We start from the raw sequence: 25,134 nt of genomic DNA on the forward strand, positions 1-25,134 counted from the left end.
AGCGTGGTGAGTGTTCACTCACCCTACCTGGTGAGTGAACACTCACCCCTGGGTTCGAGGAGGAGCTGCCATGAAGATCACCGTTCTCGGCGCGAGTGGGCGGATCGGCACGCTGGCCGTGCGGGAGGCGCTGGGCCGGGGCTGGCACGTGACGGCGGTGGTCCGGTCGCCCGAGCGGCTGCACGTCGCGAGCCATCCGCGGCTGGACGTCGCGGTGCACGCGCTGGACGACCCTTCGCTGGCCGAGGCGTTGCAGGGGCGCGACGCGATCGTGCTGGCGCTCGGGGCGCGCGACCGGCGCCCGACCACGGTGAACGCCGACGGCGCGCGGGCTGTGATCGCGGCGGCAGGGGCCACGCGGTTCGTCGCTGTGAGCGCGATCGGCCTGACGACCGAGGGCGACGACCCGTTCACGCGGTTCGTGGTCAAGCCCATCCTGGGTTCGCTGCTGCGCAACGGTTTCGACGATCTGCGCGTGATGGAGTCGGCGATCCGGGCCAGCGACCTGCGGTGGACGATCGTGCGTCCGCCTCGGCTCACCGACGGTCCGGCCACGGGCCGCGTGCGCTTCAGCAAGCGCGGCGCGTTGCGTGGCGGCTTCGTCATTTCGCGCGCCGACGTCGCGACGTTCCTGCTCGACGCGGCGGAGGATACGGCGTTGATCGGGGAAACCGTCGGGATCGCGCGCGGTTGAGGGGCAGTTGTCCACAACTCGCTCTGGCTGTGGACAACTCGGCCGGATTCGCCGGGACGGTCGGTGATCGTGTTTAAGGTCGGTGGCATGGCTCTGTTCCGGTTCTTCCTGTTCGCCGCGCTGGCCCCGGTCCTCGCGGTGCAAGCGCTGCGCGTCCGCCGCGGCACCCCACGCCTGCCCAGCGCCGGCGGCCCCGCCGAGGGCGCCACCGGCGACGGTCCGGCGGTCCGGCTCGCCGTGCTCGGGGAGTCCACCGTGGACGGCGTCGGAGTGCCCGCGCACGCCGACGGCCTCACCGGGCAGCTCGCGAACGAGCTCGCGCGCCGAGGTCTGCGGGTGCGCTGGCAGGCGGTCGGCCTCACGGGGGCGACCGCCGCCGTGGTCCGGAGCTCGTTGATCGCGCGGCTGGCGCCGGCTGACGTCGTGGTGGTCGCGCTGGGGGTGAACGACACCCTCGAGCTGCACTCGGCCGCGCGGTTCCGGCGCGACCTGCTCGGGGTGATCGTCGACGTGCGGCGACGGCTGGGGCCGGTGCCGGTGGTCCTGGCCGGGGTGCCGCCGATGGCGAGCTTCCCGTCGTTGCCACGGCCGCTGCGGGACGCGCTGTCCGCGCGCTCGACGGCGTTGGACACAGCGGCGGCCGAGCTCGCACGGCTGCCGGGCGTCACGTACTCGGCGATGACACCCGACCTCCTGCACGAGGGCACGTTCGCCGAGGACCGCTTCCACCCTGGGCCGGTCGGGTACCGCGACTGGGCCGCGGTGCTGGCGCCCGACGTGGCCGAGGCGGTGGCCGCCGCCCTACCCGGGGTCACGGTGGTTCCGCATCCGAGGGAGCCGCGTCAGCCCATCTGACCAGCGGAGACGAAAAGTTCCCAGAAATCTTCGCTCTCCGTGTATCTGGGTGGACCCTTGTTGCGTCCTATGGGGCAGCCGAGGGAAAAAGGGAGACCCAGATGCCTGCCGAATCCAGCGAAGAGAACACGCCGACCACCGTTCCGCCGGTGACGGTCGGCAAGCCGCCCCACGGCGGCGGCACCACGCAGCCCGACGGTGCCCACGAGCCCTACGACGAGCCGACCACCGCGAAGTAGCGAGACGGGCGGCGCCCGGGGGCCGAGGGGGCTGCCGGACGCCGTCTGCCGGGCGGGTTCAGGGGAGGAGCCGTCCGGCCGGGTCCGATGGGGAGCGGACCCGTAGAAGAGGGAGGGGAGCGCCGGCCGGTGCGGGTGCACGCCCGCGCCGGTCGGTGCACGAAGTCGCTTTGGCTGGGACGGGCCACGAGGGGAGCCGGCTCAGCACGAACGCCGACCATGACGACCCGAGCCGGTCCACCGGATCGGGTGACCAACCGGGCCGGAGGACCAGACCGGTCCACGACGAGCCGGTCCGCCACCGCGGACCACGAGGACGGGGACCGGCGCACCACGCCGGCTCACCGAGACCGGACGACCGAGGACCGGCCCACCAGGCCGGCCCGCACACGACCGGACCACCGAGAACCCGACCGTGACCCACCGACCCACAGCACCGATCCACTACCCGAGTAAGTGACCCGATGTATCCCAGCCCTTCCTGTCTGCTCCTTCCCCGAGAAGGCCCCCGCGACAGACCCACGACACCGCCGCCGAACCCAACGCGCCTCGCGAGCGAGGCAGATACGGTGACCGACGTGCAAACCACCGAGGTAGACCCGCCATGGGAAGGCCTGACCGGCGTCGACCTGCACGCTGCCTGCATGGAGGCGGCGCGGGGCGGTGACCGGCGGGCGATGGCGAAACTCGTCGACGAGCTGACGCCGCTCGTCTGGCACGTCGCGCGCGCGAACGGGCTGAACCGCCAGGTCGCCGAGGACGTCGTGCAGACCGTGTGGCTCGCCCTGTTCAGCCAGCTGGAGAAGCTGCGCGATCCGCGCGCGCTGGCCGCCTGGCTGATCACCACCGCGAGACGCGAAGCAGCCCACCCGTACGGGCGCCGCGTCCAGCCGGTGCCGTTGAGCGACGAGGTCGCCGAGAACCTCGAAAGCACCCATCCAGCGCCCGAGGACGAAGCCGTGCGCGCCGACAACGACCGACGGGTCTGGCGCGCCTTCCTCCGGCTGCCCACTCGCTGCCAGGAACTGCTTCGCCTCACTGTTCTCGCCGGCCGCGCCGAATACCAGGCGGTGGCCGACGCGATGCGGATGCCACGCGGCAGCATCGGACCCACCAGGGGTCGTTGCCTCGACACGATGCGCGATCTCCTCGCAGGAGAAGGGGGTGGCCGATGAACGACATCGGCGTGCCGGGAAGTGGCAGCGCTCTGCCTGACGACGAGACGCTGCTTGCCGACCTAGGCCGTTTCCTCGACGAGCTGGACCCGCCGCCGGACGACCTGGTGCAGCGCGTCCAGTTCGCGCTCGAACTGGAGAACCTCGACGTCGAGATCGCGCGCTGGGAGCGTGCCGGCGAGCTCGCCGGCGTCCGCAGCACGGCCACGGGCACGATCACGTTCACGGTCAGCGACCTGACGGTGATGATCAACCTCACTCGCATCGGGAAGCTGCACCGGATCGACGGCTGGCTCGCGCCCGCCGGCGAGTACGAGGTGGAGATGCGCGTGGCCGACGAGGGCACGTTCTCCACCGTCGCCGACGAGGGCGGCCGGTTCGTGCTCGAGAACGTGCCGTGCGGGACCACGCAGATCCTGGTGCACCTCGGTGAGGGACCGCGCCGCCGGACGGTCGTGACTCCCACGGTCGTGCTCTAGAACCCGGACGGGCGTTACGGCGTGTCACGTGAGTGTGCTCAGATAGAGCGCGTGTCTGCGCCGTCGTCTCTTTCCGATCGAGTGATCGCGGAGGCGTCCGACTTGTACGCGCGGGGCCGAGCGGCCTCGTTCGACCAGCGGCCCGTGGTCGCCGTGCGCTTGTTCCGGCGCGCACTGAACCGCGTCTCGCGTGGTGAAGCTCCGGCTTCACTGGAGATCCAGGTCCGGGTTCTCATCAGCCTGGGCGCGGCGGACGCCGAGGTGACGTCGACCGAGGCCGGTCTCGCACGCCTGGCGGCGGCGGAGACGGCGCGGCAACGCCTGCCCGCGGGCGAGACGCGTGCCGAGCTCGGGTTGATCGTCAACCTCCAGCGGGCTGTCGTGGTGATGCGCGCGGGCCGGTTCGCGGAAGCGCTCGTGCTCTACGACACCGTGATGCCGCAGCTCGAAGTCGGTGATCAGCTGCTGTTCTTGCGCACGCTCAACAACCGCGCGCTTGTGCACATGGCGCTGAACCAGCCGGCCGCGGCGCAGGCGGACCTGGTGCGCGCGCTCGAGTTGTCACTCGCGCTCGGCCAGCCGCGGCTCGAGGGCAAGATCCGGCAGAACCTCGGTGATCACGCCCAACTGCTCGGGGACGTCCCGCAAGCGTTGTTCCACTACGACGAGGCAGCCCGGATCTTCGTCGACTTCTTCGAGGAAGAGTCACCCGGTTCGCTGGCGGTGGTGCGGCTCGACCAGGCTCGGGCGCTGCTCACCGCGGGTCTCGGCGAGGAAGCGGCGCGCCACCTCGACGAGGCGCTGCCCCAGCTGCGTGCGAACGGGTCGGGCCAGCACATCGCCGAGGCCGAAGTCGCCCGCGCCGCCGCCGCGCTGCTGGAAGGCGACTTCGCGCTGGCGCGCAAGTTCGCGTCCGATGCGAGGCGGCGGTTCCTGCGCCGCGGCAACACGACGTGGGCCGAGATCGCCGGCCTCGCCCGGTTCCGCGCCGACGCCCACAAGATCCTCAGCACTCGCGACGCCCGGTCGACCCCGCGGCTGCCGGCCGACCTCGTGGCGCTGGCCGAACGCCTGTCCGCGCTGGGGGTGCGGGACGAGGCGGCTGTGGCGCGGTTGCTCGCCGTGCGGCTCTTGTTGCGGCGCGAGGAGTTCGACGAGGCCGCGAAAGTGCTGGCCGGCGTGCCGAAGCCGCGCGAGACGGCGCCGATCGACCACCGGATGCTGTTCCGGCTGTGCCGCGCGGAGCTGGCCGTGGCCACGGGCCGGCCACGGTCCGCGCTCGCGCAGGCGCGCGCCGGCCTTCGCGAGCTCGGCATGATCCGCGACCGCATGGGCGGGCTCGACCTGGTGTGCGGCACGGCCGTGCACGGCGAAGAGCTGGGCCGGCTCGCGATGCGGCTCGTGTTGCGCCGCGCCCGCAACAACGCCGCAGGTGCGCGCCGCATGTTCGCGTGGCTGGAGCGCACGCGCGCGCAGGTCTACCGCTACGAGCCGTTGCCCGTGATCGAGGATCCCGTGCTGTCGAAGCACATCACGGAGATGCGGCACCTGCAGCGCACGATCCAGCGCGCCCGTGCCGAGGGCGAGCCGGTGAAGGCGCTGGAGCAGCGGTATTCCGCGCTGCAGCACGAAGCGAGCCGGCTCGGCTGGTACACGAGCCCGTGGGGCCGGCCGCGGCCGGTCGCCACGCCGGACGAGGTTGTGGAGCAGCTCGGGGACCGCGTGCTCGTGAGCCTGGTGCCCTACAACGGGCAGCTGTACTCGGTGGTCGTCGACCGCGGGTCGTTCCGGCTGCTGAAGCTCGGGCCGTACGAGGACATCGTGGAGACGGCGAAGCAGCTGCACGCCGACCTCGACGCGCTGGCGCCCGACCACCTGCCGCCGATGCTGGCCGAGACAGTGGCGGCTTCCGCCGTCCGGCGCGCGGACAAGCTCGACGCGCTGATCTCCGCGTCGCTGGTCAAGACGCTCGACGATCGCGAGCTCGTGATCGTCCCCATCGGACAGCTGTACGCGATGCCGTGGGGTGCGCTGCCGTCGCTGCGTGGCCACGCGGTGTCCATCGCGCCGTCGGCCACCGCGTGGATCACCGCCAAACGTGCCACCGGCGCCGGCGCCGTGCTGCTCGCCGGCGGCCCCGGCGTGCCCGGCGCGGTCGGTGAGGTGAGCAAACTCCGCTCGGTCTACCCGGACGCCCGCCTGGTCGACGGCTCCGACGCCACCAGCTCCGCCGTCCTCGCCGCCCTCGACGGCACCCGCCTGGCCCACCTCGTCGCCCACGGTGCCCACGAGCCGGCCAACGCGTTGTTCTCCCGCCTCGAACTCGTCGACGGCCCGCTGTTCGCCCACGAGACCTCACGCCTCGCGAACCCGCCCGAACGCGTCGTCCTCGCGGCCTGCGAACTGGCCATGAGCCACATCCGCCCGGGCGAAGAAGCCCTCGGCTTCGCCGGCACGCTGCTGGCCAGCGGCTCCCGCACGGTCATCGGCGCCGTCGCCCGCGTCGGCGACCGCGCGGCGGCGGACACGATGGCCGACCTGCACCGGCGGCTGGCCGACGGCGCGCCGCCCGCGTTGGCTCTGGCGGAGGCCATCGCCGTGGACCCGCTGCGGCGGCCCTTCGTGTGCCTGGGCGCGGGCTGAACAACTAAGCCAGGAAGTCAGCCAGCGGCACCGGCGTCAGGCCGTCCTTCTTCGCTTGCGCCAGAAAAGCTTCGTAGTCTTCCTTGAACGTCTTGCGGAAGTGCATCAGCACGATGTCGCCAGGGCGGAGCTTGTCGCCGACCTGGAACTGGACATGGCCGTCGTTCACCGCGGCGGACCACAGGACGGCGACGCGCATGCCGCAGAGCTGGGCGGCGTGCAGGGTGTTCTGGTCGTAGTTGCCGAACGGCGGGCGGAACAACACGGGGCGCACGCCGAGCTCGTGCTGGAAGTCGTCGGCGTCGTCGCAGATCTGCTTTTGCTGGTAGGCCAGCGGTTTGCCCTTGAGGTTCGGGTGGTCGACGGTGTGGTCGCCCAGCGTCGCGCCCGTCGAGTCCAAAATGGACTTGAAGTAGGCCTCGTGGCCCTTCACGTAGCGCTGGTTCAGGAACAGCACCGGGTGCCCGCCCGACTGCTGGATCAAGCCCGGCGCCGAGGGATCCTTGACGGCGCCGTCGTCCATGGTGATGAACACGTACGGCTTGGTGGTGGTGATGCGGCGGACCACGCCGACCTTGCCGTCGGCGATGGCGGGTGCCTTCTGCTGCACAGTGCCGAACGGGTACGGCCCCGGCGGCACCGTCGGGTGCGCAGCGCCGGGCGCGGGGTTCGGCTGGCTAGGGGGCGGCGCGACAGCCGGTGCCGGCGCGGAACAAGCCGCCACCACGAACAACCCGGCCACCACAGCACCCAGCTTCGTCACGCGTTTCACACCAGGGGAGACGTCGAGACCGCGGCCGGAGTTGAACCGCTGTGGCCCAGCGCACCCGGGTCAGCGCCCGGAGTCGGCCGCTTTGACCAGTTGTGCCGAAAGGATCCGGATCGCACCGCGGAGTGCGGCGGCGGCGAAAGCCCCGGTTCCGGGAACGGACTCGGTGAACGAGCCCGTCCAGCGCAGATCCGTGCCGCCCGCGGTGTTCGGGGTGAAGAACACCTCCGCGCGGTAGTCGCGCACCGGCCCGGAGCCGTCGAACGTGTAGACGTGGCGCCGGTCGGGCTCGTACTCCACCGTCTTCTCCCGCAGCAGCACCGGCCACAGTCCCACTTCGCGGACGGCGCCGACGCCGTTGGGATCGTCGTCACCCCGCCGCGCCCAGCGCGCCTGCACGATCAGCGGCCGGCCCCACTTCGACCACAGCGGACCCTCGGTTTCCAGGCGGAACAGGACTTCCGGCGGCGCCGTACTGACGCGGTTGACCTCGAACGAGTACGTACGGCCCGGCATCGTCGGCCCCTTCCGTCTTGTTGACAGGGTGATAATTAACCCGAGACGCTCAGCGTAGGTCAAGATGGGTGCGTGAGCCGCCCCGACTTCGCCGCGCCGCACTGGCTGGTCCAGCTCCTCCGCTCAAAACCGGTCCCGGTCCCGTGGAACATGGTCGCCCGCGCGGTCCTCGCGCTCGCCACGCCACTGGCCGTCGCGTACGCGGCCGGCGACATCGGCGTGGGTGCCCTGGTCTCCACCGGCGCGCTGCCCGCCGTGTTGTCCGAGGCCGCCGGGCCGTACCGCTACCGCGCCCGCCGGCTGGGCGGCGCGACGCTCGCGGCGGCCGGCGGCTACCTCGTCGGCCTGCTCACGGGCGCGGTGCCGGCGCTGTCGATCCCGGCGATCGTGGTGATCGCCGCAGTGTCGGCGCTGATCAGCGCGGCCGGCAGCAACGCGTCGGTGGCGGCGCTGCAGATGTTCGTCTTCTGCGTGCTCGGCACGGCGCAGCACGCGACGGGCCTGAAGGTCGAAGAGCTGTTCGGCTACTTCTGCCTCGGCGCGGCCTGGAGCCTGTTCGTGGCGCTGGTGACGTGGACGGTCCGCGGCACGAGCCCCGAACGCACCGCCGTCGCGCAGGTCTACATCGAGCTCGCCGCGATGCTGTCGGCCACCGACGAGCCGACGTCGCGCGTCGCCCGCAACCAGCTCACCACGGCCATGAGCACCGCGTACGACCGTCTGCTCACCGCGCGCTCGTGGCTCTCGGGCCGCGACGCCGCGTACCGCGAGTTGCTGAACCTGCTGTCCGCTACCACTCCGGCCGTGGAGGCGTCCGTCGCGATGGTCAACGCGGGGCACCGGCCGCCGCCCGAGGTCATCGACTACCTCACCGGCGCGGCCGCGTCCGTGCTCGCGACCCAGCCGCTGCCCGCGCCGCCGCCGATGCCCGAGGACGACCTCGACCCGGTCGAGTCCGCGCTCTACGCCGGCCTCGCCCGCATCGAGAAGGGCGACAACCGGCAACGACGTGCGCCCGCCTCGCCGTACCAGCGTCTTCGCGAGTGGTTCGGCTCGCTCGCCTCCGGCCCGCTGACGTGGCTCGTCGCCCTGCGGCTCACGGTGTGCGTGGCGGTGGCCGAGGTCGTGGCGCTGATGGTGCCGTTCGAGCGCTCGTACTGGATCACGCTCACGGTCGGCGTGGTGCTGAAACCCGACTTCGGCTCGGTCTTCGGCCGCGCGCTGCTGCGCGGCATGGGCACGATCGCGGGCGTGGGCATCGGCGCGATCGTGCTCGCCATCGGCGCGCGCGGCTGGGTGCTGGTAGTGCTGATCGCCCTGTTCGCGGGCGGCGCCGCGATCGGGAAGGTGCGCAACTACGGCATGCTCGGCACCTTCGTGACGCCGCTGATCATCCTGCAGATGGACCTCGCCCAGACGGGCAGCTGGTCGGTCGTCCTCGCGCGGTTGCTGGACACCGTCACCGGCTGCGTGATCGTGCTGCTGATCGGCTACCTGCTCTGGCCCGGCTCCCGCCGCCCGCGGGTCGGCGGCCGGCTGGCGGACAGCTTCGACACGGTCGCGGCTTACGTCCAGGCCGCCCTCGTCCTCAACTCGACCCCCGAGGCCCGGCTGGCCCGTTCACGCTCCCGCCGCGCGGCCTACCGCGCGCTCGCGGACCTGCGCACGGCGTTCCAGCAGGTGATCGTGGAGCCTTCACCCGCGGGCCGGCACGCCGTGGCGTGGTGGCCGGTGATCGCGGGGCTCGAGCGCGTGGCGGACGCCGTCACCGAGGTCTCCGTGACGCTCGGCCGCGGCGTGCCGGCCCCGTCACCCGCGGAGATCGCACTGGTCACCGACGCCTTGGCCGAGCTCGCGGCGGCCGTGCGCGAGCAACGTGAGCCGGGGTCGGTGCCCCTGCCCGACAGCGCGCAGCTCTCCGGCGTCGTCGACCAGCTCGGCTCGACGTTCGACGCGGTGCGCGGTCCGGACCTCGTGGAAACCGCCCCGCTGCGGCTGGTGCGCCGGTTCCTGCCCTACCACCGGCGCACCTGACCACCGCTTACTGCTGCGGCGGCTGCTGACCCTCGTCGGGCTTGTCGGTGCCGGCGAGCTTGCCGAGGAAGTCCTTGGCCTTCTCGACGCCGCCGTCGATCTGCGAGTCGTGGCCGCTCGTCTTGGACTTGGCGAACCCGGCCGCCTTGTCGAGGCCCTGCTCGATCTTGTCGCTGTTGTCCCGCAGCGCCTCGGTGGCCTTGTTCTTGAGCTCGTCGAAGTTGATGCCCATGTTTCGCTCCCCAATCCCGGAGTTGAGACGCCCTCATCGTCACACAACGGATGCCCCCGGCAACTCCGGCGAAATCCCTGGGTTAGTTGACTTCTCCGCCGGCCACGCCGTCTTCCAGCGAGGTGATCCGGCCGCCCCGCTCGCCGAGGCCGATCAGCGCTTCGCGGGCGTCCGGGGCGGAAAGGGTGACGCGCACGCCCGAGCGGGCGGCGTCGTGGGCGGTGGAGTAGGCCAAGGCGCCGTCGTGGCCGGCCTTGATCGTGGCGGCCAGGCCGCCGGTGGAGGCGAGGGAACCGCGGGCGGCGCCGAGCCGGCCGAGGGCCTCGTCGACGATGGGCAGCAGCGCGTCGCGGTTGCCTTCGGTCATGGCGCGGACCAGTTCGGGGCTGGAGCCGGCCACGCGGGTGCCGTCGCGGTAGGAGCCGGCGGCCAGGGACATCGCGAGTGGCCCGCCCTGGGCGCCGATGGTGGCCAGGATCGCGGCGAACAGGTGCGGCAGGTGCGAGATCCGCGCGACGGTCTCGTCGTGCGAGTCGGCGGGCAGCGGCACCGCGAACGCACCGACGTCGAGCACCAGCCGGGTCACCTCGGCCCACGCTTCGAGATCGGTGTCCTCCTCGACGCCGACGACCCACGCCGCGCCCTCGAACAGCGAAGCGTTGCCCGCGAGCCAGCCCGACTCGGCCGTGCCCGCCATCGGGTGCCCGCCCACGTAGCGCGTGTACGGCGCGCGCCGGCGTACGGCGTCGAGCATCGGGCCCTTGACGCTCACCACGTCGGTGAGCACGCAGTGCGGCGCGTGCTGCGCGACCAGCCGCAACAGGTTCTCGACGGCCGGCAGCGGCACGGCGAGCACGATCAGCGCCTCGGCCGACTCCGCCCGGTGCAGCGCGGCCTCCACGTCGGTCGTCACGTCGTAGCCGGCGCGGCTGGCGGCGTCGGCGTCCACTTCGGACACCGCGGCGCCCCACGTGGTCCTGCCGCCGGCCACGCTCGCGCGCAGCAGCGATCCGCCGATGAGCCCGAGCCCGATCACGCACACATCTCGCACGGGCCTCATCCTGCCAGTGGCCGCAACCCGGCTACAGCGTGGCCGCCAGGCGCGTGCCCTGGTCGATGGCACGCTTCGCGTCCAGCTCGGCCGCCACGTCGGCGCCGCCGATGAGGTGCACCGGCGTCGAACCCAGCGCGTCCGCCAGGTCGCGCACGGGCTCCTGACCGGCGCAGACCACCACCGTGTCCACCTCCAGCAGCCGCGGCTTCCCGTCGACGGACACGTGCAGCCCGGCGTCGTCCACCCGCTCGTAGGTGACGCCGGAGATCCGCTCCACGCCCTTCGCCTTCAGCGCCGCCCGGTGCACCCAGCCCGACGTCTTGCCCAGCGCCGCCCCGATCGGCGTCTTCTTGCGTTGCAGCAGGTAGACGGTCCGCGGCGACGGCGAAGGCCGCGCCACCCCGAGGCCGCCGGCAGCGAGCGCGGGATCCGTGACCCCCCACTCCGTCAGCCATTCGTCGCGGGTCAAGGTCGACGAGGTGAGGAACTCGCTCACGTCCACCCCGATCCCGCCGGCCCCGATCACGGCGACCCGCGACCCGACCGAGGCGCCACCTCGCACGACGTCCACGTAGGACACCACCTTGGGATGGTCGATCCCCTCGAACGCCGGCACCCGCGGCACGACGCCCGTGGCCAGCACGACCTCGTCGAACCCGGCCAGATCCTCGGCCGACGCACGCCGTCCGAGGTGCACCTTCACGCCCGTGACCTCCAGTCGCCGCGCGTAGTAGCGGATGGTCTCGGCGAACTCCTCCTTGCCCGGGATCCGCCGCGCGATGCCGAACTGGCCGCCGATCTCGTCAGCCGCCTCGAACAGCTCGACGCGGTGACCGCGCTCGCCCAGCGCCGTCGCCGCCGCGAGCCCGGCCGGCCCGGCGCCGACCACGGCCACGTGCTTCGCGCGCCGCGTCGGCGACAGCACCAGCGTCGTCTCGTGGCCGGCGCGCGGGTTGACCAGGCACGACACGGGTTTGCGGCTGAACGCGTGGTCTAGGCAGGCCTGGTTGCACGCGATGCAGGTGTTGATCTCGTCTTCGCGGCCTTCCTCCGTCTTGCGGACCCACGACGGGTCGGCGAGGAACGGCCGCGCCAGCGACACGAGGTCCGCGTCGCCGCGCGCCAGCACCTCTTCCGCGACCTGCGGCATGTTGATGCGGTTCGACGTCACGACCGGGATCGACACGTGCGGCTTGAGCTTCCCGGTCACCCAGGTGAACGCGGCGCGCGGCACCGACGTCACGATCGTCGGCACACGCGCCTCGTGCCAGCCGATGCCGGTGTTGATGATGGTGGCACCGGCGGCTTCCACTTCCTTCGCCAGCGCCACGACGTCGTCCCAGCTCTGCCCGCCTTCGACGAGGTCGAGCATCGAGAGCCGGTAGATGATGATGAAGTCCGGGCCCACCTTTTCGCGCGTGCGCCGCACGATCTCCACGGCGAACCGGCGGCGCTTCCGGGCCGAGCCGCCCCAGCCGTCGGTGCGCTTGTTGGTGCGCTCGGCCAGGAACTGGTTGATCAGGTAGCCCTCGGAGCCCATGATCTCGACGCCGTCGTACCCCGCCTCGCGGGCGAGCGCTGCGCAGTCGGCGAACGCGCGGATCGTCCGCAGGACGCCGTAGCCGGTCAGCGCGCGCGGGCGGAACGGGTTGATCGGCGCCTTGAGGCTCGACGCCGAGACGCTCAACGGGTTGTACGAGTAGCGGCCCGCGTGCAGGATCTGCAGCGCGATCTTGCCGCCGGCCTCGTGCACGGGCGCGGTGAGCTGCCGGTGCTCTTTCGCTTCCGCCGTCGTCGAAAGCTTCGAGGCGAACGGCAGCAGCCAGCCTGTGCGGTTCGGCGCGAACCCGCCCGTGACGATCAGGCCGGCGCCTCCGCGGGCCCGCTCGGCGTAGTACTCGGCGAGCTGCGGGAAGTGGGCCGCGCGGTCTTCGAGACCGGTGTGCATCGAGCCCATGAGCACGCGGTTGCGCAGGGTCGTGAAGCCGAGGTCGAGCGGTTGCAGGAGGTGCGGGTAGGGCGTCATCGGGCGTCCTTCTCGTCGGATTGGAGCGCGCTCAGGACTTCGTCGAGCCACTCGACCTGGCCTTCTTCGGCTCGGATTCCACCGCGCAGCACGAGGTACTGGTGCAGAGCGCGGCCGCTGGTGGGTGCGGGGAAGTCGCGTTTCTCGATCCGGTGGTAGGCGTCGAGGCGTTCGGCGTGGGCCGCGCGGTGCCGCGCCAGCTCTTCGGCGACGGCCCTTTCGTCTCCGAAGGACGCCCCTCGGAGCTTCACCGCCAGCTCCTGCGGCCCGGCTGCTGCGTTGGGCTCCGCGAGCCACCGCCGCAGCTCGGCGCGCCCGTTTTCGCTGACGGTGTGCACCTTCTTGTCCGGCCGCCCGTCCTGCGCGACGGTCTCGACGGCCACCCAGCGGGCCTCTTCCATCCGCTTGAGCACGCGGTAGATCTGCTGGTGAGTGGCGCTCCAGAACAGGCCGATCGACTTCTCGAAGCGGCGCGCGAGCTCGTAGCCCGAACCCGAGCGTTCGGACAGCGAGACGAGGATCGCGTGCTCCAGTGCCATGGCGCTCAGGGTGCTATGCAACTAGGTGCAGTGCAACCCGGTGCAACGCAGGTCACCCGGCAGGGTGGGGCAAATCGGGTCGACGAATGGCGTGAACCGACCAGGATGGACATCGTGCACCCGGTTCTGGAACTGATCAACGAACGGCTGGCGTCGGGCAGCGTGCCGGGGGAGCGGAGTGACGACCGCCGCCTGGTGCTCGCGATCGAAGGGGGCAGCAGCCGCGGCACGTACTCGAGTGGCATGGTCCTGGCCCTGGACGAGATGGGCGCGACGCCCGCGTTCGACGCCGTCTACGGCTCGTCCGCCGGTGCCTTGAACGCCGCGTGGCTGCTGTGCGGACGCTCGCAGACGGGCGTGCGCACCTGGTGGAACCCCACGGTGATGCGCCGGATCATCAACCCGCTCCAAGCCCTGCGCGGCAAGTCCGTGATCGACCTGGACTACCTCGTGCACCAGGTCTATTCGGTGCTGGAACCCATGGACTTCCCCGCGATCCTGGCCAACCCCGTCACGTTTCACCCCTTGGCGACCGACGCGGACACCGGCGAGTCCACCGACCTGCACCCGTTCATCACGGAGGTCGAGGACATCAAGACGGCGCTGGCGGCCTCGTCGTGCATGCCCGTGCTCGCCGGGCCGCCCATCGCGATGGGCGGCCGTCGTTTTGTCGACGCGGGTGTGGCGGAGCCGCTGCCCTTTCGGACCGCTCTGGCTCAGGGCGCGACAGACGTGCTGGTCCTGCGCACCCGCCGGTCGGACGAGCTGCCGGCCCGGCCGCCGCGGGTGCAGGACGTCGTCGTGCCCCGGTTCCTGCGCCGCCACGCCCCGGGCACGATCAACGCGTGGCGGGAGCAGTACACCCACGACCTCGACGACGAACGCCTGCTGCGCGAGGATCCGCGGCTGGCCAGCATCCGCCCGCCCGCCGGCTCCCCGGCCGTCGGGGCGCTGGAACGCGACCCCGCGGTGCTACGGCGGGCGGTGGAGCTGGGGACGGAAGCGGTGTACAGCGCGTTGGAACAGCTGAGGGAAGTTTCCTAGGCCGCCACGACGTGGTTGGCCCTCGACTGGACCACCAACCTCTGCGCGCCCAGCGACACCGCCAGGTACAGCAGGATCGAAGCGCTCCCCAGGCCCTTCGCCGGGCTGTTCGCGTCGATCACGAAGTCCAGTCCGATGTGGATCGCGATGGCGACCACCCAGAGGACCACGGTGAGCCACGTGCCCTGGCGCCAGAGCTGGCCGTCGGCGCGCCAGAGGCGGACGGTGTACGCGCGGACGAGGCCGAAGAGGGCCGCGACGACCAGGCTGCCGATGAGCAGCAGCACGGCGGGCGTGCCCGGGGTTCCGCCCTTGAAGAACGACGCGAGGGACACCACGCCGAGCACGGCGAGGATGAGCAGGACGGTCGGTTTGCGGTCTTCGCGCACGAGGCGTTTCTGCGTCTGTCGCCAACACAGCCACGCCAGCACGACGAGTCCGATGAGGATGTTGACGGTGTTGCTCACGGTGGTCCCCTCCAGGCAGAACTCAAGGTGAGCACCAGCTTGGCGGCCGGCGAGCCGGGAAGCGTCAAACCCAGGGTTGATCCCGGGCCGGTTTCACCCCACCGAGTCCCGCCCGAGTCCGCCCGAGCCCGCAAACCGGTCAGAGCGACGGTTTCCGCGCCACCCCGCCGATCACCCGCGACTCCGAGGGCGCCTTCGCGAACACGGTGTCGCGGTCCGGGTGCCAGGCAGGCGCGTAGACCAGGCCCGGATCCAGCAGCGGCCACCCGCCGAAGAAACGCGAGAATTCCGCCACGTTGCGCAGAACGCCGGGGTTCGTCGTGGACTCGTAGTACTCCAGCAGATCAGCCAGCGCCTGGCGTTCGTCGTCGTCCACCGGGTTCTCGTTGGTCATCTGCGAGAGCACCAGCAGTGAGCCGGGAGCCACGCGGTCGCGGTAGAAGGACAGGATGCCGTCCGGATCCTGGTCGTCCTTGATGAAGTGCAGCACCGCGTTCACGATCAGCGCGACGGGCTCGCGCACGTCGATCACGTCCGAGTCCATCACGCGCTCCCACAGCTCTTCCGGCTGCAGCAGGTCCGCGGCGATGGCCTGGTGACGTCCCTCGTCGGCGGTGTCGGCGAGCAGGATCTGCGAGTGCGCGAGGGCGACGGGTTCGTTGTCGATGTAGAGCACGTGCACGTCGTTGTCGGGGCGCTCGGCGTCGGCGACCTCGTGCACGTTGCCGGCCGTCGGCAGGCCCGAGCCGATGTCCACGAACTGTCGAATCCCGGCGCGCACGCTCTGGCGCACTGCGCGGCCGAGGAACTGCCGGCTGGTCAGGCAGTAGTCACCCATGAGCGGCAGCCGAGCGCGCACCTTCTCGGCGAACTCGCGGTCGATCGCGTAGTTCGTGTTGCCGCCGATGAAGTAGTCGTAGATCCGGGCCGCGGACGGCCGGTCCAGGCTGCCTTCGACTGCGCGCAGGGCTTCGTCTCGTTCGATCATCGCCGTCCTCACCGCTCGGGTCGCGCCCATGCTAACCACGGTGCGCGACAAGCGGATCAAGCCGTGGTGATGGCCTCCCGATAGGCGTTCACGGATTCCGTCAACTGGTCCATCGAGACGCGCAGCTGGACGATCGTCTCGAGGTCGAAGCCCAGGGAGCGGCCGATGTGCGGCGGGATCCGCTCGGCCTGCGCGCGCAACGCCTCGCCCTTGTCGGTGAGCGTGATCCGCACGGACCGCTCGTCGTCGGCCTGGCGCTCGCGCGTGACGAGGCCGGCCTTTTCCAGGCGCTTCAACAGCGGCGACAACGTGCCCGAGTCGAGGTTCAGCGCGGCGCCGAGTTCCTTCACCTGCTGGGCGTCGTGTTCCCACAGTGCCAGCATCACGAGGTACTGCGGGTACGTGAGGTCGAGCGGCTCGAGCAGCGTCCGGTAGAGCGACGTGACGGCGCGCGAGGCTGAGTAGAGGCCGAAGCAGAGCTGGTCGTCGAGCAGAAGTGAGCCTGTCTCGCCGGGATCCTGGCTGGTCATGGGTACCTCCTCCACAAGGTGTAACTCTCGATGATCCCCGATTTGTGCCCGAACGAGCAACTCAAGTGCCTTAGATCTCATTGTACTCAGTTTAGTTGTGCACAACTGAGTTGCTCACTAACTTTATGGAAGTCGGCAACGGACACCGCCTGGAGGAGACTCGAGATGACCACCCCGAACCCGCAGAACCTCGCCCTCGAACCCGCCGCGCAGGCGTTTTCCGAGGCCACGGCCGCGCACCCATTCCTGTTCGAGCTCCCGCCGGCCGAAGGTCGCAAGGCCGTGGACGGCGTGCAGGACGGCCCCGTCGAGATGCCGCCCGCCGACATCGAGGTCGTCCAGGTGCCGGGCGGCCCGAACGGCGACGTCGAGGTGCGCATCGTCAAGCCCCAGGGTGTGACCGGTCCGCTGCCGATCCTCGTGTACGTCCACGGCGCCGGCTGGGTCTTCGGCGGCTTCCGCACCCACGAGCGGCTGGTCCGCGAGCTCGCCGCCGGCACCGGCGCGGCCGTGGTCTTCCCCGAGTACAGCCTTTCGCCCGAGGCGCGCTACCCCGTCGCGATCGAGGAGAACTACGCGGTCGCGAAGTGGGCCGTCGAGCACGGCGCCGAGAAGGGGCTCGACACCTCCCGTGTCGCCATCGCCGGTGACTCCGTCGGCGGGAACATGACCGCCGCCCTCACGATCATGGCCAAGCGGCGCGGCGACGTGCGCTTCCTGCAGCAGGTGCTGTTCTACCCGGTTACCGACGCGAACTTCGACACCGAGTCCTACCGCCTGTTCGCCACGGGCTACTTCCTGCAGCGCGACGCCATGAAGTGGTTCTGGGACCAGTACACGACCGACGAGGCCCAGCGCGCCGAGATCACCGCGTCGCCGCTGCGCGCGTCGCTCGAAGACCTGGCGGGTCTGCCGCCGGCGCTCGTGATCACCGGCGAGGCCGACGTGCTTCGCGACGAGGGCGAGGCGTACGCGGCGAAGCTGCGCCGAGCGGGCGTCGCCGTGACGGCCGCACGCTACGCCGGCGCCATCCACGACTTCGTGATGGTCAACGCGCTGCGCGAGACCGGCGCCGCCGACGCCGCGATCAAGCAGGCGATCAGCGTCCTCCGTGCCGCGTTCGGGGCCTGAAACCGCAGCTGAGACGCCCGGCGGGCTACCCTCTTGATCTTGTGACGGCGCTCACCTGATCACAACGGGGGTGGCCTGCCGAACGTTTCTTGTACAGGGGTTTGTACGGCGGGTTCGATCTTCCGGACACGCGCCGGAGGAGGGGGAGTTCCCGTGCACCTGAGCAGCATCCGGCTGGACTCACCGGTCGAAGTGATCGTGATCGGTGTGCTGGCCGTGCTCGCGGTCGTGGCCGTCCCGTGGTTCTGGGACCGGTGGCGCAAGCGTAAGCAGCTCGGGCGCAGCACCACCGTGCTCACGGCCGTGGTGCTGGTCGTGGTGAGCGTTTCGCTGGTGGGCAACCTCATCGGCGGCTTCTTCCCGACGCTCGGCTCGCTGCTCGGCACCGGCGTGTACGCGGCCGAAAGCGTCGACGCCGAGGCCGGCGACAACGGTGCGGACCTCGACAAGATGCGCGACCTCGGCGTGGTGCACGCGCGCGAGGGCAAAGGGACCGTGCTGCACATGAAGGTCACGGGCCGGCGCACCGGGCTGGTGCGCGACGTCGCCGTTTACCTGCCGCCGCAGTACTTCCAGCTGGCCTACCGCTCGCTGAAGTTCCCGGCGATCGAGTGGATCCCGAACTACCCGTCGGGACCCGAGGTCGCCACGAGCGGCTACCACCTGCCTGAACAGCTCGACGCGGCGATCGCCAAGCACGTGCTGCCGCCCACCGTCGTCGTGATCCCCGACCCGACGGGCGTGCCCAAGGTCGGCCACGACACCGAGTGCGTCGACGAGGTCGGCGGCACCCCCAACGACACCTACCTCTCCGCCGACGTCCGCGAGTGGGCCATCCAGCGCCTCGGCCTCAACCCGGCGCGCGGCGCGTGGACCATCGCGGGCTGGTCCTCGGGCGGCTACTGCGCCATGAACCTCGTGACGCGCCACCCGCAGTGGTTCGCCCAGGCCGTCAGCGTCAGCGGCTACGACCGCGCTCAGGTGGACTCCGAAACCGAAGACCTCTTCCACGGCCGCCACGACATCGACGACGCCAACAACGTCCGCCTGAACGTGCGCCTTCATCCGTCCCCTGTGGACATCCTGGCGATCTCCGGGGACAAGGAGAACTACGAAAGCTTCGCCATCGACCAGATCCGCGCCGCCGCTCAAGCCCCGGTCCGCTTCTCCTCGTGGCGGATCCCGGACGCGGGACACAACATGAACACGTTCAAGTCGCAACTGCCCGACGTCCTGGCGTGGATCGGCGCGCGCATCCCCGGACCTTGTGCGGCCGGCCGGCAGGTCGACGTCAGCGGCGGCGTGCGGCCGTGGCCGTTGCCGAAGTCGGGGGCGCGCGGTGCGTTGTCGGCGACGGACGAGTGAGGGTCAGGTTTTCAGCAGCGGCACAAGGTTCTTCACGACGGACGTGATCTGCGCCGACGCGGTGTCGTAGCTGACGGACTGCGGCTGTTCCGTGAGGACGGTGACGATGAAGCGGTCGCCGTCGCCGGTGAGGCCGGAGGTGTGGAGCATGCGCGTCGGGCGGCAGCAGGACCAGCCTTGCTTGACGGCGAAGTTGCCGGGGCCAAGGGCGTCGGGGATGCCGAAGTACTGGCGGAAACCGTCGGCGCCGAACTCGGTGGCGGCGTGCAGGGCGGCGAGGATCACCGTGCGTTCGTCGGCGGGAGCTTTGGTGAACAGGTACTGGTAGATCTTCGTGACGTCGTTGGCCGTGATCTCCGTGTCGCCCCAGCGGCCGGGGCTCGCGGGCGGGTGGGTTTCCGTGAGTCCCATCCGCTGGATAGCGCTTTCGACGATCTGCGTCTCCCCGTTGGCGACCCAGAGCGTGCTGGCGGTCGTGTCGTCGCTGCGGGACAGCATTTCCTTCACGGTGCCGGCGGGCGTGCCGTTCTCCAGAGCGGACACGGCGATCATCAGCTTCACCAGCGACGCCGACGTGTAAGTGCGGTCCGCGTTCACCGACAGCACGGTGGTCCCCGTCGTGCGGTCGTAGACCACGGCGCTCACGTGCCCACGCGGGACGAGCGCCGACAGCGCCTGGGTGCTCGGCTTGCGGGGCTTGGCGCCACCGGGCGTCGACGAGTTGCGCGCCGGCGGGATTTTGCTGGACGACGTGGGCGACGGGGTCTCCGAGGGCACGGAAACGGTCGAGCTTTCCGAGCCGGCCGCGGCGACCGGCGTCGGACCGAGCGCGGTGACGACGTGCCGCGCCGGTTCCGCCACCACGAGCACCAGCGCGACGAGTGCCCCCAGGCACAGCCCCACGAGGAAGAGGATGTTCACTTTGCGCATGACCGGACTTGTCCGATCACCCGTTCGGTGTTGCCGAATCGGGGGCCTTTTGTGGCATTGATCTCGAACAAGCCCGAATCCGGTGACGCTCCGGGGGTCTGCGGGCAAGCACCGGCGTTTCACCCCGGGTGAAGACGGGGTACTTCCTTCGCGTGAGTCAGCTCACCACGGGAAGGACTGGAGTCATGGTTCATGCGCACGGAGCCCGGATCCGGGTGGAGGGCCTGCAGCCCGCGCAGGTCCTGGCCGCACTGGTGGGCGTTGCGTTCCTGGTCTACGGCGTAATCGGCTTCGCGAGGACCGGCGTCGGTGGCTTCACCGGGCACCACGAAGCCGGCTTTTGGCGGTTCTCCGGCAACCCGATGAACAACCTGGTGCACGTGGTGACCGGTGCGCTCGGCCTGCTGCTCGCGTTCGGCTCCGGCCGCGCGCGGACGTTCGGCTGGCTGCTCTTCCTCGGCTACGGCGTGCTGTTCGTGTGGGGCCTGATGATCACCGGCATGATCGCGGCCAATCCGTTCGCCGTCGCCGGCAACCCGCTGGACCTCACGACGCCGGACAACTGGCTACACCTCGGCATCGCCGTGCTGGGCCTGGTGATCGCGATGGCGCCGGCGCGCCGCAAGGTGCGGCTGCCGGACGAAGACGTGGAGCCGATCACGGCGGATCAGGCCCAGACGAGCGTGATCGAGTGCGTCGAGGACGACGACCACGCCGGGTCCACCCGGGAGATCCAGCCCCGGGAGAAGCGCGGTCCCGGCCTGGCGCACTAGAACACACCCGAAGGCCCGGCAACTCCCGCAGCTGCCGGGCCTTCGGGTGTGTTCGGGAACTGCCGCTCCTTCCGCCGCCCGTGGCCGGGTTGTCCTGACGACGCGCTGTCGGGGCGCGGCGCCGGGTCTGGGGTCAGTAGCTGTACGGCTCGCTCGAAGCGCTGGCGGCCGGGGCGCTCGTGGTCGGCTTGGCCGGGGCGGATCCGGTGCTCGTGGTGGTGCCGGACTTGCAGCCGTTGGGCTCGATCACGAACCACGTGCCCTTCACGCCCATGCCGTTGGCCTGGCCGGGCGCGGTGTCCTTCGAATACCGGTACAGCGGCCAGCCGCCGAGCGTGGCCTGCGTGGTGCCGTCGGCGCGTTTGACGCTGCCGAGCAGCTTGGCGTCGATGCCGTCGAGCGCGACGTTGCCGCTGGTCAGCACGGGCGGCCACAGCTTGGCGCAGTCACCGTCGCAAGTGGACTTCGAGGGTTTCTTGCTGTCCTTGGTGAACAGGTAGAGCGTGAAGCCGTCCTGGTCGACCACGGCCGCGCCGACGCCGTCGACCTCGCCGGCGCTGAGCTTCACACCGTCCGAAGTGGACTTTCCGGCCTTGCCGCCCTGCGGGGTGGCCGCGAACCAGGTGCCGTTCACGCCCTGGCCGGTGGCGTCGCCGGGCGTGGTGTCCTTCGCGTAGGTGTAGAGCGGCCAGCCGTTCACGGTCACCTGCTCGGTGCCGTCGGCGCGGGTCACGCTGCCGACGAGGCTCTTGTCCACCCCGTCGAGCTGCACGTCGCCCTTCGACAGCAGCGGTGGCCACGCCTTGGCGCAGTCGTCCACGCACGCGGACTTCGGCGGTTTGGCGGTGTCCTTGTCGAAGCGGTAGAGCGTCTGGCCGTCGCCGTCGGTGAGGACTTTGCCCAGCTCACCGACGTCGGTGGCCGCGAGTTTGACGGCCGTCTCGGTCGCAGCCGCGGCGTTGCCGACCTGACCGCCCCCGGTCCCGCCGCCGGGCACCGGCGCGGGTGGAGCGGTCGTGCCCGAGCAGGCGCTCAGCAGCGTGAGCCCTGCGGCCGCGGAGACGACGATGACGCCCGTGCGGAACCTGCGAAGCATGAAACTTCTCCTTGGGTACGTGGTCGCCGCGCCAGGCGCAGCTGCCGGTACCCCCCGCGTTCCGTGAGGAACGCTTCCCACCCTCCTACACGGGCGGTCGGGCGGAGCGGTTCAGCAGAAGTTGCGACTACTTTCCGTCACCTTCGAGGGCGCGGTCGACCAGTCGCCCGGCCGCGCCCGTGTACTGAGCGGGGTCGAGCAGGTCGTCGAGCTTCGCGGGGTCCAGCACGTCGGTGATCTGGGAGATCTCGGCGAGGACGTCGCGCAGCGGCCGATTCTCGCCGACCGCCCGCTTCGACGCTTCGCCGAGCACGTCCTTCGCCCGCGCCTTGCCGAGCAACGGCGCCAGCGCGGCCGACAGCCGTTCCGACACGATCAGCCCGTGCGTGAGACCGACGTCCTCCCGCATCCGCTCCGCGTCCACGGCCAGGCCGCGCGCCAGCTCGACGGCCGTGTGCGCGGCCCCGCCCGTGAGGCGCAGGCACTCGCGCAGCAGCTGCCACTCGGCCTGCCACACGCCGGCGGACCGCTCGTCCTCGGCCAGCCCGGACTGCGTCACGCCCGCCGCGAGCACCGGCACCTGCAGCGCCGCCGAGCGGATCAGGGCCGACAGCACGGGGTTGCGCTTGTGCGGCATCGCCGACGAGCCACCGCCCGTGGGCTCCGCGACCTCGCCGATCTCGGTGCGCGTGAGCACCTGGACGTCGACCGCGAACTTGCCCAGCGCCGTGGCCGTTTGGGCCAGCGCGGCCACGAGATCGGCGACGGGCGTGCGGTTCGCGTGCCAGGGCAACGTCGTGGTGACCAGGCCGGTTTCCTCGGCGAAGGCCTCGACGAGCCGCTCCGCGTAGTCCTCGGTGCCGTCGCCGTACTCGACGTACGCGGCCAGCGTCCCGGCCGCGCCGCCCAACGACACGGGCAGCTCGAGGCGGCGCACCCGCTCGGCCGCGTCGAGCACGTACTGCCGCCAGCCCGCGGCCTTGAGCCCGAACGTCGTCGGTACGGCGTGGGCCGTCAGCGTCCGGCCGGGCATCACGGTGTCGCGGTGCGCGCGAGCCAGATCCGCAAGCGCCGACGCGGTTGTCGCCAGGTCGTCTCGCAGCAGCTCCAGCGCGTTCCTCGCGACGATCATCAACGCAGTGTCGACGATGTCCTGACTCGTCGACCCGCGGTGCACGTAGTCGGCGTGCTCGGCGCCGACGGCCGCCGTCAGCTCCTTGACCAGCCCGACAACGGGATTCGCCGTCGCACGCGCCGTCTTCGCCAGCGCCACCACGTCGATCTCCCGCGCCACCTCGGCGGCCTTCGCGGTGATCGCCTCCGCGGCCCCGGCCGGCACGGTCCCCAGCCGCGCCTGCGCTCTCGCCAGCGCCGCCTCGGCCGCCAGCATCGCCCCCACCACCGCGTTGTCCCCGGTCACCGCCTCGACCGGCGTCCCGGCCCGCACAGGCGACAACAACCCGGAATCAGGATCGACGCTCATGCCGCCCAGCATCGCACGCAGGACTCGTCGCCACCGCGCTTCTGTGCGGAGCCTCGCATCGGGTCAGTGGCCCACCGTGCCGTCGAGGGATTCGCGCAGCAGATCAGCGTGGCCGTTGTGCCGCGCGTACTCCGCGATCTGGTGCACCAGCAACCACCGCAACGTGAACGGCTCACCGGTCACCAGCGACGTTCCCCGGTCCTCCAGCGAGGAAGCCAACGCAACGATCTCCCGCGAGCGTGCGCACTCCGTGCGCCACAAGGCCATCGCCTCGGTGACGTCGCCGTCGAGGGAGTCGAAGTCCTGGTTGGGGTCGTCGTCGGAGTAGTGGAGGAGGGGCACGTCGGCGCCGGCGAACTGTTGTTGGAACCACCAGCGTTCGACGCCCGCGAGGTGGCGCAGGATGCCGTGCAGGGAAAGGCCCGACGGGGACACGGCCTTGGTCGACAGGGCGTCCTGCCCGAGGCCCGCGCACTTCACCGCGAACGTCTCGCGGTGCCAGTCGAGGAACGCGACCAGCGTGTCGCGCTCACTGGCCAGCCTGGGGATGGCCTCTCGCGTGCTTTCGGCCACGGGCGAGAAATGCTGAGGAATCTCCATCCGCCCACGGTCTCACCCGGCACCGACAATTCGGGCTCACCGGGCAATCAGCCGCGAAACCGCCGTGGCCAAGGCCGTCCGCTGCGAATCCGGCCACAACGCGGCGTTTCCGGCCTGCGCGATGTTGCCGTACGTCAACGCGAGGATCAGATCGAGCAGCGCCGCAGCCGGCAACGCCGAAGACACCGCCCCCGCGGCCTGCGCCGCCGCGATGCCCGTCACTTTGTCGGCCATCGCGCGCGAGACGGGGGCCAGCGACGGCAGCAGATCCGGCCGTTCGAGTGCCTGCCACAGGTTCAGCCGCACCATCCGCGGATGGGCGCGGTAGAAGTCGAACACCTGGCACGCGTACCCCGGCAGGTTCTCGGCGTCGAACGTCACCGCGGCCTGCGCCTGCAGCACCTTCTCCGTCAGCACGGCCTCGAACAGCCCGTCCTTGCTGCCGAAGTAGGCGTAGATCATGCGCTGGTTCGCGCGCGCCCGGTCGGCGATGCGGCCGACGCGCCCGCCAGCGAGCCCGGCGTCGGAGAACTCCTCGATGGCCGCGTCGAGGATGCGACGGCGAGTGGCGGCGGCGTCGCGGGCCGGAGCCTCAGTCATGGGCGTCCACCGAGCGGCTCAGCTCCTCCCAACGGTCCAGCTCCGCGAGTTTGCGCTGCTCCGCGGGCCGGATGAAGTCCACGGCCTCGCCCGAAAGCGGCAGCCACAACGGCGGGTCGGTCAGCTCGAACACGCTCAGGATCATCGCCGCCGCCCGCGCTGGGTCGACCCCCGGGGCCCGCCCGGTGGCGTGGGCCGTGCGCATCGGCGCCAGCACGGACGCGTACGCGGGGCTCGGCTCGGGCGCGTCCATCGACGAGTACAGCGACGTCGCCATCGACCCCGCCTCGACCACCGTCACGCGCACGCCGAACCCGGCCGTCTCCAGGGCCAGTGCTTCGGAGAACCCCTCCAGAGCGAACTTCGCCGTGACGTAGGGCCCGAGCCCCGCCGCCGGTGCCAGCCGCCCGCTCACCGACGAGATCTGCACGACGTGCCCCGAGCCCTGCTTCCGGAACACCGGCAGCGCCGCGCGGCTGACGTGGACCGCGCCCCAGAGGTTCGTCTCGACCTGGTCGCGGAAGTCGGCGAGCGGGGTGTCCTCGAGGCTGGAGACGTTGGCGTAGCCGGCGTTGTTGATCACGCCGTCGAGCCGGCCGAACTCGTCCACCGTGACCTGCACGGCGTCCGCGGCGGCCTCGGGATCCCGCACGTCCAGGGCCACGGCCCGCGCCGATTCGGGATACGCCGAGACCAGGTCCGCGACCGCGTTGGAGCGGCGTGCCGTAGCCACGACCCGGTGGCCGGCCTCGAGCGCCGCGACCGCGAGCGCGCGACCGAGGCCGCGGGAAGTTCCGGTGATGAGCAGGGTGCGTGACATGGCCGTCCTCAAGTAAGTAACTGAATACTTACCACCATAACGGAGGATCCTC

The 25,134-nt window shown here is 71.1% G+C and carries 26 protein-coding genes; 11 read left to right on the plus strand and 15 right to left on the minus strand.

What is annotated here, in order from left to right; translation table 11 throughout:
* Positions 1-70: 70 nt before the first annotated feature.
* The 6 genes from ABZU76_RS23095 to ABZU76_RS23120 all read left to right on the plus strand — a co-directional run bounded on the left by ABZU76_RS23095 (position 71) and on the right by ABZU76_RS23120 (position 6,085).
* A complete protein-coding gene (locus ABZU76_RS23095) occupies positions 71-694 on the plus strand; it encodes an NAD(P)H-binding protein (protein ID WP_354872912.1) in 624 nt (207 codons plus the stop codon).
* A gap of 87 nt (positions 695-781) precedes the next feature.
* Positions 782-1,549, plus strand: a complete 768-nt coding sequence (locus ABZU76_RS23100; RefSeq protein WP_354872915.1) for an SGNH/GDSL hydrolase family protein — start codon at positions 782-784, stop codon at positions 1,547-1,549.
* A 101-nt stretch (positions 1,550-1,650) separates the two neighbouring features.
* Entirely contained in the window at positions 1,651-1,788 is a 138-nt protein-coding gene (locus ABZU76_RS23105) for a hypothetical protein (protein ID WP_354872918.1), read from the plus strand.
* A 569-nt stretch (positions 1,789-2,357) separates the two neighbouring features.
* Positions 2,358-2,963, plus strand: coding sequence for a sigma-70 family RNA polymerase sigma factor (locus tag ABZU76_RS23110; protein WP_220245752.1), 606 nt, complete (start codon positions 2,358-2,360; stop codon positions 2,961-2,963).
* Positions 2,960-3,442, plus strand: a complete 483-nt coding sequence (locus ABZU76_RS23115) for a carboxypeptidase regulatory-like domain-containing protein (RefSeq protein WP_220245753.1) — start codon at positions 2,960-2,962, stop codon at positions 3,440-3,442. Before ABZU76_RS23110 ends, ABZU76_RS23115 begins: the two co-directional genes overlap by 4 nt.
* Before the next feature lie 51 nt (positions 3,443-3,493).
* Complete coding sequence (locus ABZU76_RS23120; RefSeq protein ID WP_354872922.1) at positions 3,494-6,085, plus strand: CHAT domain-containing protein; 2,592 nt, start codon at positions 3,494-3,496, stop codon at positions 6,083-6,085.
* Between the two features lie 4 nt (positions 6,086-6,089).
* Here the strand turns inward: ABZU76_RS23120 and ABZU76_RS23125 are convergent, their stop codons facing one another.
* Together ABZU76_RS23125 and ABZU76_RS23130 are read right to left on the minus strand one after the other, a co-directional pair.
* Positions 6,090-6,818 (minus strand): polysaccharide deacetylase family protein, encoded by a 729-nt coding sequence (locus tag ABZU76_RS23125; RefSeq protein WP_354873317.1) that lies wholly within the window; start codon positions 6,816-6,818, stop codon positions 6,090-6,092.
* Positions 6,819-6,917: 99 nt separating this feature from the next.
* Positions 6,918-7,370 (minus strand): SRPBCC family protein, encoded by a 453-nt coding sequence (locus ABZU76_RS23130; RefSeq protein ID WP_220245755.1) that lies wholly within the window; start codon positions 7,368-7,370, stop codon positions 6,918-6,920.
* A 72-nt stretch (positions 7,371-7,442) separates the two neighbouring features.
* Between ABZU76_RS23130 and ABZU76_RS23135 the strand changes: the two genes are divergently transcribed.
* The gene (locus tag ABZU76_RS23135) at positions 7,443-9,404 is read left to right on the plus strand and encodes an FUSC family protein (RefSeq protein ID WP_354872925.1); all 1,962 of its coding nucleotides are present in this window, start codon (positions 7,443-7,445) and stop codon (positions 9,402-9,404) included.
* 7 nt (positions 9,405-9,411) lie between these two features.
* Here the strand turns inward: ABZU76_RS23135 and ABZU76_RS23140 are convergent, their stop codons facing one another.
* The 4 genes from ABZU76_RS23140 to ABZU76_RS23155 form a co-directional block, all read right to left on the minus strand.
* Entirely contained in the window at positions 9,412-9,636 is a 225-nt protein-coding gene (locus ABZU76_RS23140; protein WP_354872928.1) for an antitoxin, read from the minus strand.
* An 82-nt stretch (positions 9,637-9,718) separates the two neighbouring features.
* The gene (locus ABZU76_RS23145) at positions 9,719-10,696 is read right to left on the minus strand and encodes a prephenate dehydrogenase (protein ID WP_354872931.1); all 978 of its coding nucleotides are present in this window, start codon (positions 10,694-10,696) and stop codon (positions 9,719-9,721) included.
* Between the two features lie 22 nt (positions 10,697-10,718).
* A complete protein-coding gene (locus ABZU76_RS23150) occupies positions 10,719-12,716 on the minus strand; it encodes an NADPH-dependent 2,4-dienoyl-CoA reductase (RefSeq protein WP_354872933.1) in 1,998 nt (665 codons plus the stop codon).
* Entirely contained in the window at positions 12,713-13,255 is a 543-nt protein-coding gene (locus ABZU76_RS23155; protein ID WP_354872936.1) for a PadR family transcriptional regulator, read from the minus strand. Before ABZU76_RS23155 ends, ABZU76_RS23150 begins: the two co-directional genes overlap by 4 nt.
* A 105-nt stretch (positions 13,256-13,360) precedes the next feature.
* On the opposite strand from ABZU76_RS23155, the gene ABZU76_RS23160 reads away from it, so the two are divergent.
* Positions 13,361-14,299 carry a patatin family protein gene (locus tag ABZU76_RS23160; protein WP_354872938.1) on the plus strand — a complete coding sequence of 313 codons (939 nt, stop codon included), beginning with the start codon at positions 13,361-13,363 and terminating at the stop codon, positions 14,297-14,299.
* On the opposite strand, the gene ABZU76_RS23165 is transcribed toward ABZU76_RS23160, so the two are convergent.
* The 3 genes from ABZU76_RS23165 to ABZU76_RS23175 form a co-directional block, all read right to left on the minus strand.
* The gene (locus ABZU76_RS23165) at positions 14,296-14,766 is read right to left on the minus strand and encodes a hypothetical protein (RefSeq protein WP_220245762.1); all 471 of its coding nucleotides are present in this window, start codon (positions 14,764-14,766) and stop codon (positions 14,296-14,298) included. The genes ABZU76_RS23160 and ABZU76_RS23165 overlap by 4 nt on opposite strands.
* A gap of 139 nt (positions 14,767-14,905) precedes the next feature.
* On the minus strand, positions 14,906-15,754 hold the full coding sequence (locus tag ABZU76_RS23170) for an SAM-dependent methyltransferase (protein WP_354872941.1): 849 nt from the start codon (positions 15,752-15,754) through the stop codon (positions 14,906-14,908).
* Positions 15,755-15,810: 56 nt separating this feature from the next.
* On the minus strand, positions 15,811-16,284 hold the full coding sequence (locus ABZU76_RS23175) for a MarR family transcriptional regulator (RefSeq protein WP_220245764.1): 474 nt from the start codon (positions 16,282-16,284) through the stop codon (positions 15,811-15,813).
* A 165-nt stretch (positions 16,285-16,449) separates the two neighbouring features.
* On the opposite strand from ABZU76_RS23175, the gene ABZU76_RS23180 reads away from it, so the two are divergent.
* Together ABZU76_RS23180 and ABZU76_RS23185 are read left to right on the plus strand one after the other, a co-directional pair.
* A complete protein-coding gene (locus tag ABZU76_RS23180; RefSeq protein ID WP_354872943.1) occupies positions 16,450-17,415 on the plus strand; it encodes an alpha/beta hydrolase in 966 nt (321 codons plus the stop codon).
* Between the two features lie 153 nt (positions 17,416-17,568).
* Positions 17,569-18,780: an alpha/beta hydrolase-fold protein gene (locus ABZU76_RS23185; protein WP_354872946.1), complete on the plus strand. Its 1,212-nt coding sequence runs from the start codon at positions 17,569-17,571 to the stop codon at positions 18,778-18,780.
* 3 nt (positions 18,781-18,783) lie between these two features.
* Here ABZU76_RS23185 and ABZU76_RS23190 read toward each other — a convergent pair whose 3' ends face one another.
* Complete coding sequence (locus ABZU76_RS23190) at positions 18,784-19,710, minus strand: hypothetical protein (protein WP_354872948.1); 927 nt, start codon at positions 19,708-19,710, stop codon at positions 18,784-18,786.
* 185 nt (positions 19,711-19,895) lie between these two features.
* Between ABZU76_RS23190 and ABZU76_RS23195 the strand changes: the two genes are divergently transcribed.
* Positions 19,896-20,483: a DUF4383 domain-containing protein gene (locus ABZU76_RS23195; protein ID WP_354872951.1), complete on the plus strand. Its 588-nt coding sequence runs from the start codon at positions 19,896-19,898 to the stop codon at positions 20,481-20,483.
* Positions 20,484-20,616: 133 nt separating this feature from the next.
* On the opposite strand, the gene ABZU76_RS23200 is transcribed toward ABZU76_RS23195, so the two are convergent.
* The 5 genes from ABZU76_RS23200 to ABZU76_RS23220 all read right to left on the minus strand — a co-directional run bounded on the left by ABZU76_RS23200 (position 20,617) and on the right by ABZU76_RS23220 (position 25,082).
* Positions 20,617-21,579, minus strand: coding sequence for an SCO0930 family lipoprotein (locus ABZU76_RS23200; RefSeq protein WP_354872953.1), 963 nt, complete (start codon positions 21,577-21,579; stop codon positions 20,617-20,619).
* A gap of 127 nt (positions 21,580-21,706) precedes the next feature.
* Positions 21,707-23,062, minus strand: coding sequence for a 3-carboxy-cis,cis-muconate cycloisomerase (gene pcaB, locus ABZU76_RS23205; RefSeq protein ID WP_354872956.1), 1,356 nt, complete (start codon positions 23,060-23,062; stop codon positions 21,707-21,709).
* Between the two features lie 63 nt (positions 23,063-23,125).
* Positions 23,126-23,662, minus strand: coding sequence for a DinB family protein (locus tag ABZU76_RS23210; protein WP_354872959.1), 537 nt, complete (start codon positions 23,660-23,662; stop codon positions 23,126-23,128).
* Positions 23,663-23,698: 36 nt separating this feature from the next.
* On the minus strand, positions 23,699-24,262 hold the full coding sequence (locus ABZU76_RS23215) for a TetR family transcriptional regulator (protein WP_354872961.1): 564 nt from the start codon (positions 24,260-24,262) through the stop codon (positions 23,699-23,701).
* Positions 24,255-25,082, minus strand: a complete 828-nt coding sequence (locus ABZU76_RS23220) for an SDR family NAD(P)-dependent oxidoreductase (RefSeq protein WP_354872964.1) — start codon at positions 25,080-25,082, stop codon at positions 24,255-24,257. Before ABZU76_RS23220 ends, ABZU76_RS23215 begins: the two co-directional genes overlap by 8 nt.
* Positions 25,083-25,134 lie beyond the last annotated feature (52 nt).

The organism is Amycolatopsis sp. NPDC005232 (genome assembly GCF_040607795.1).
Classification (GTDB): Bacteria; Actinomycetota; Actinomycetes; order Mycobacteriales; family Pseudonocardiaceae; genus Amycolatopsis.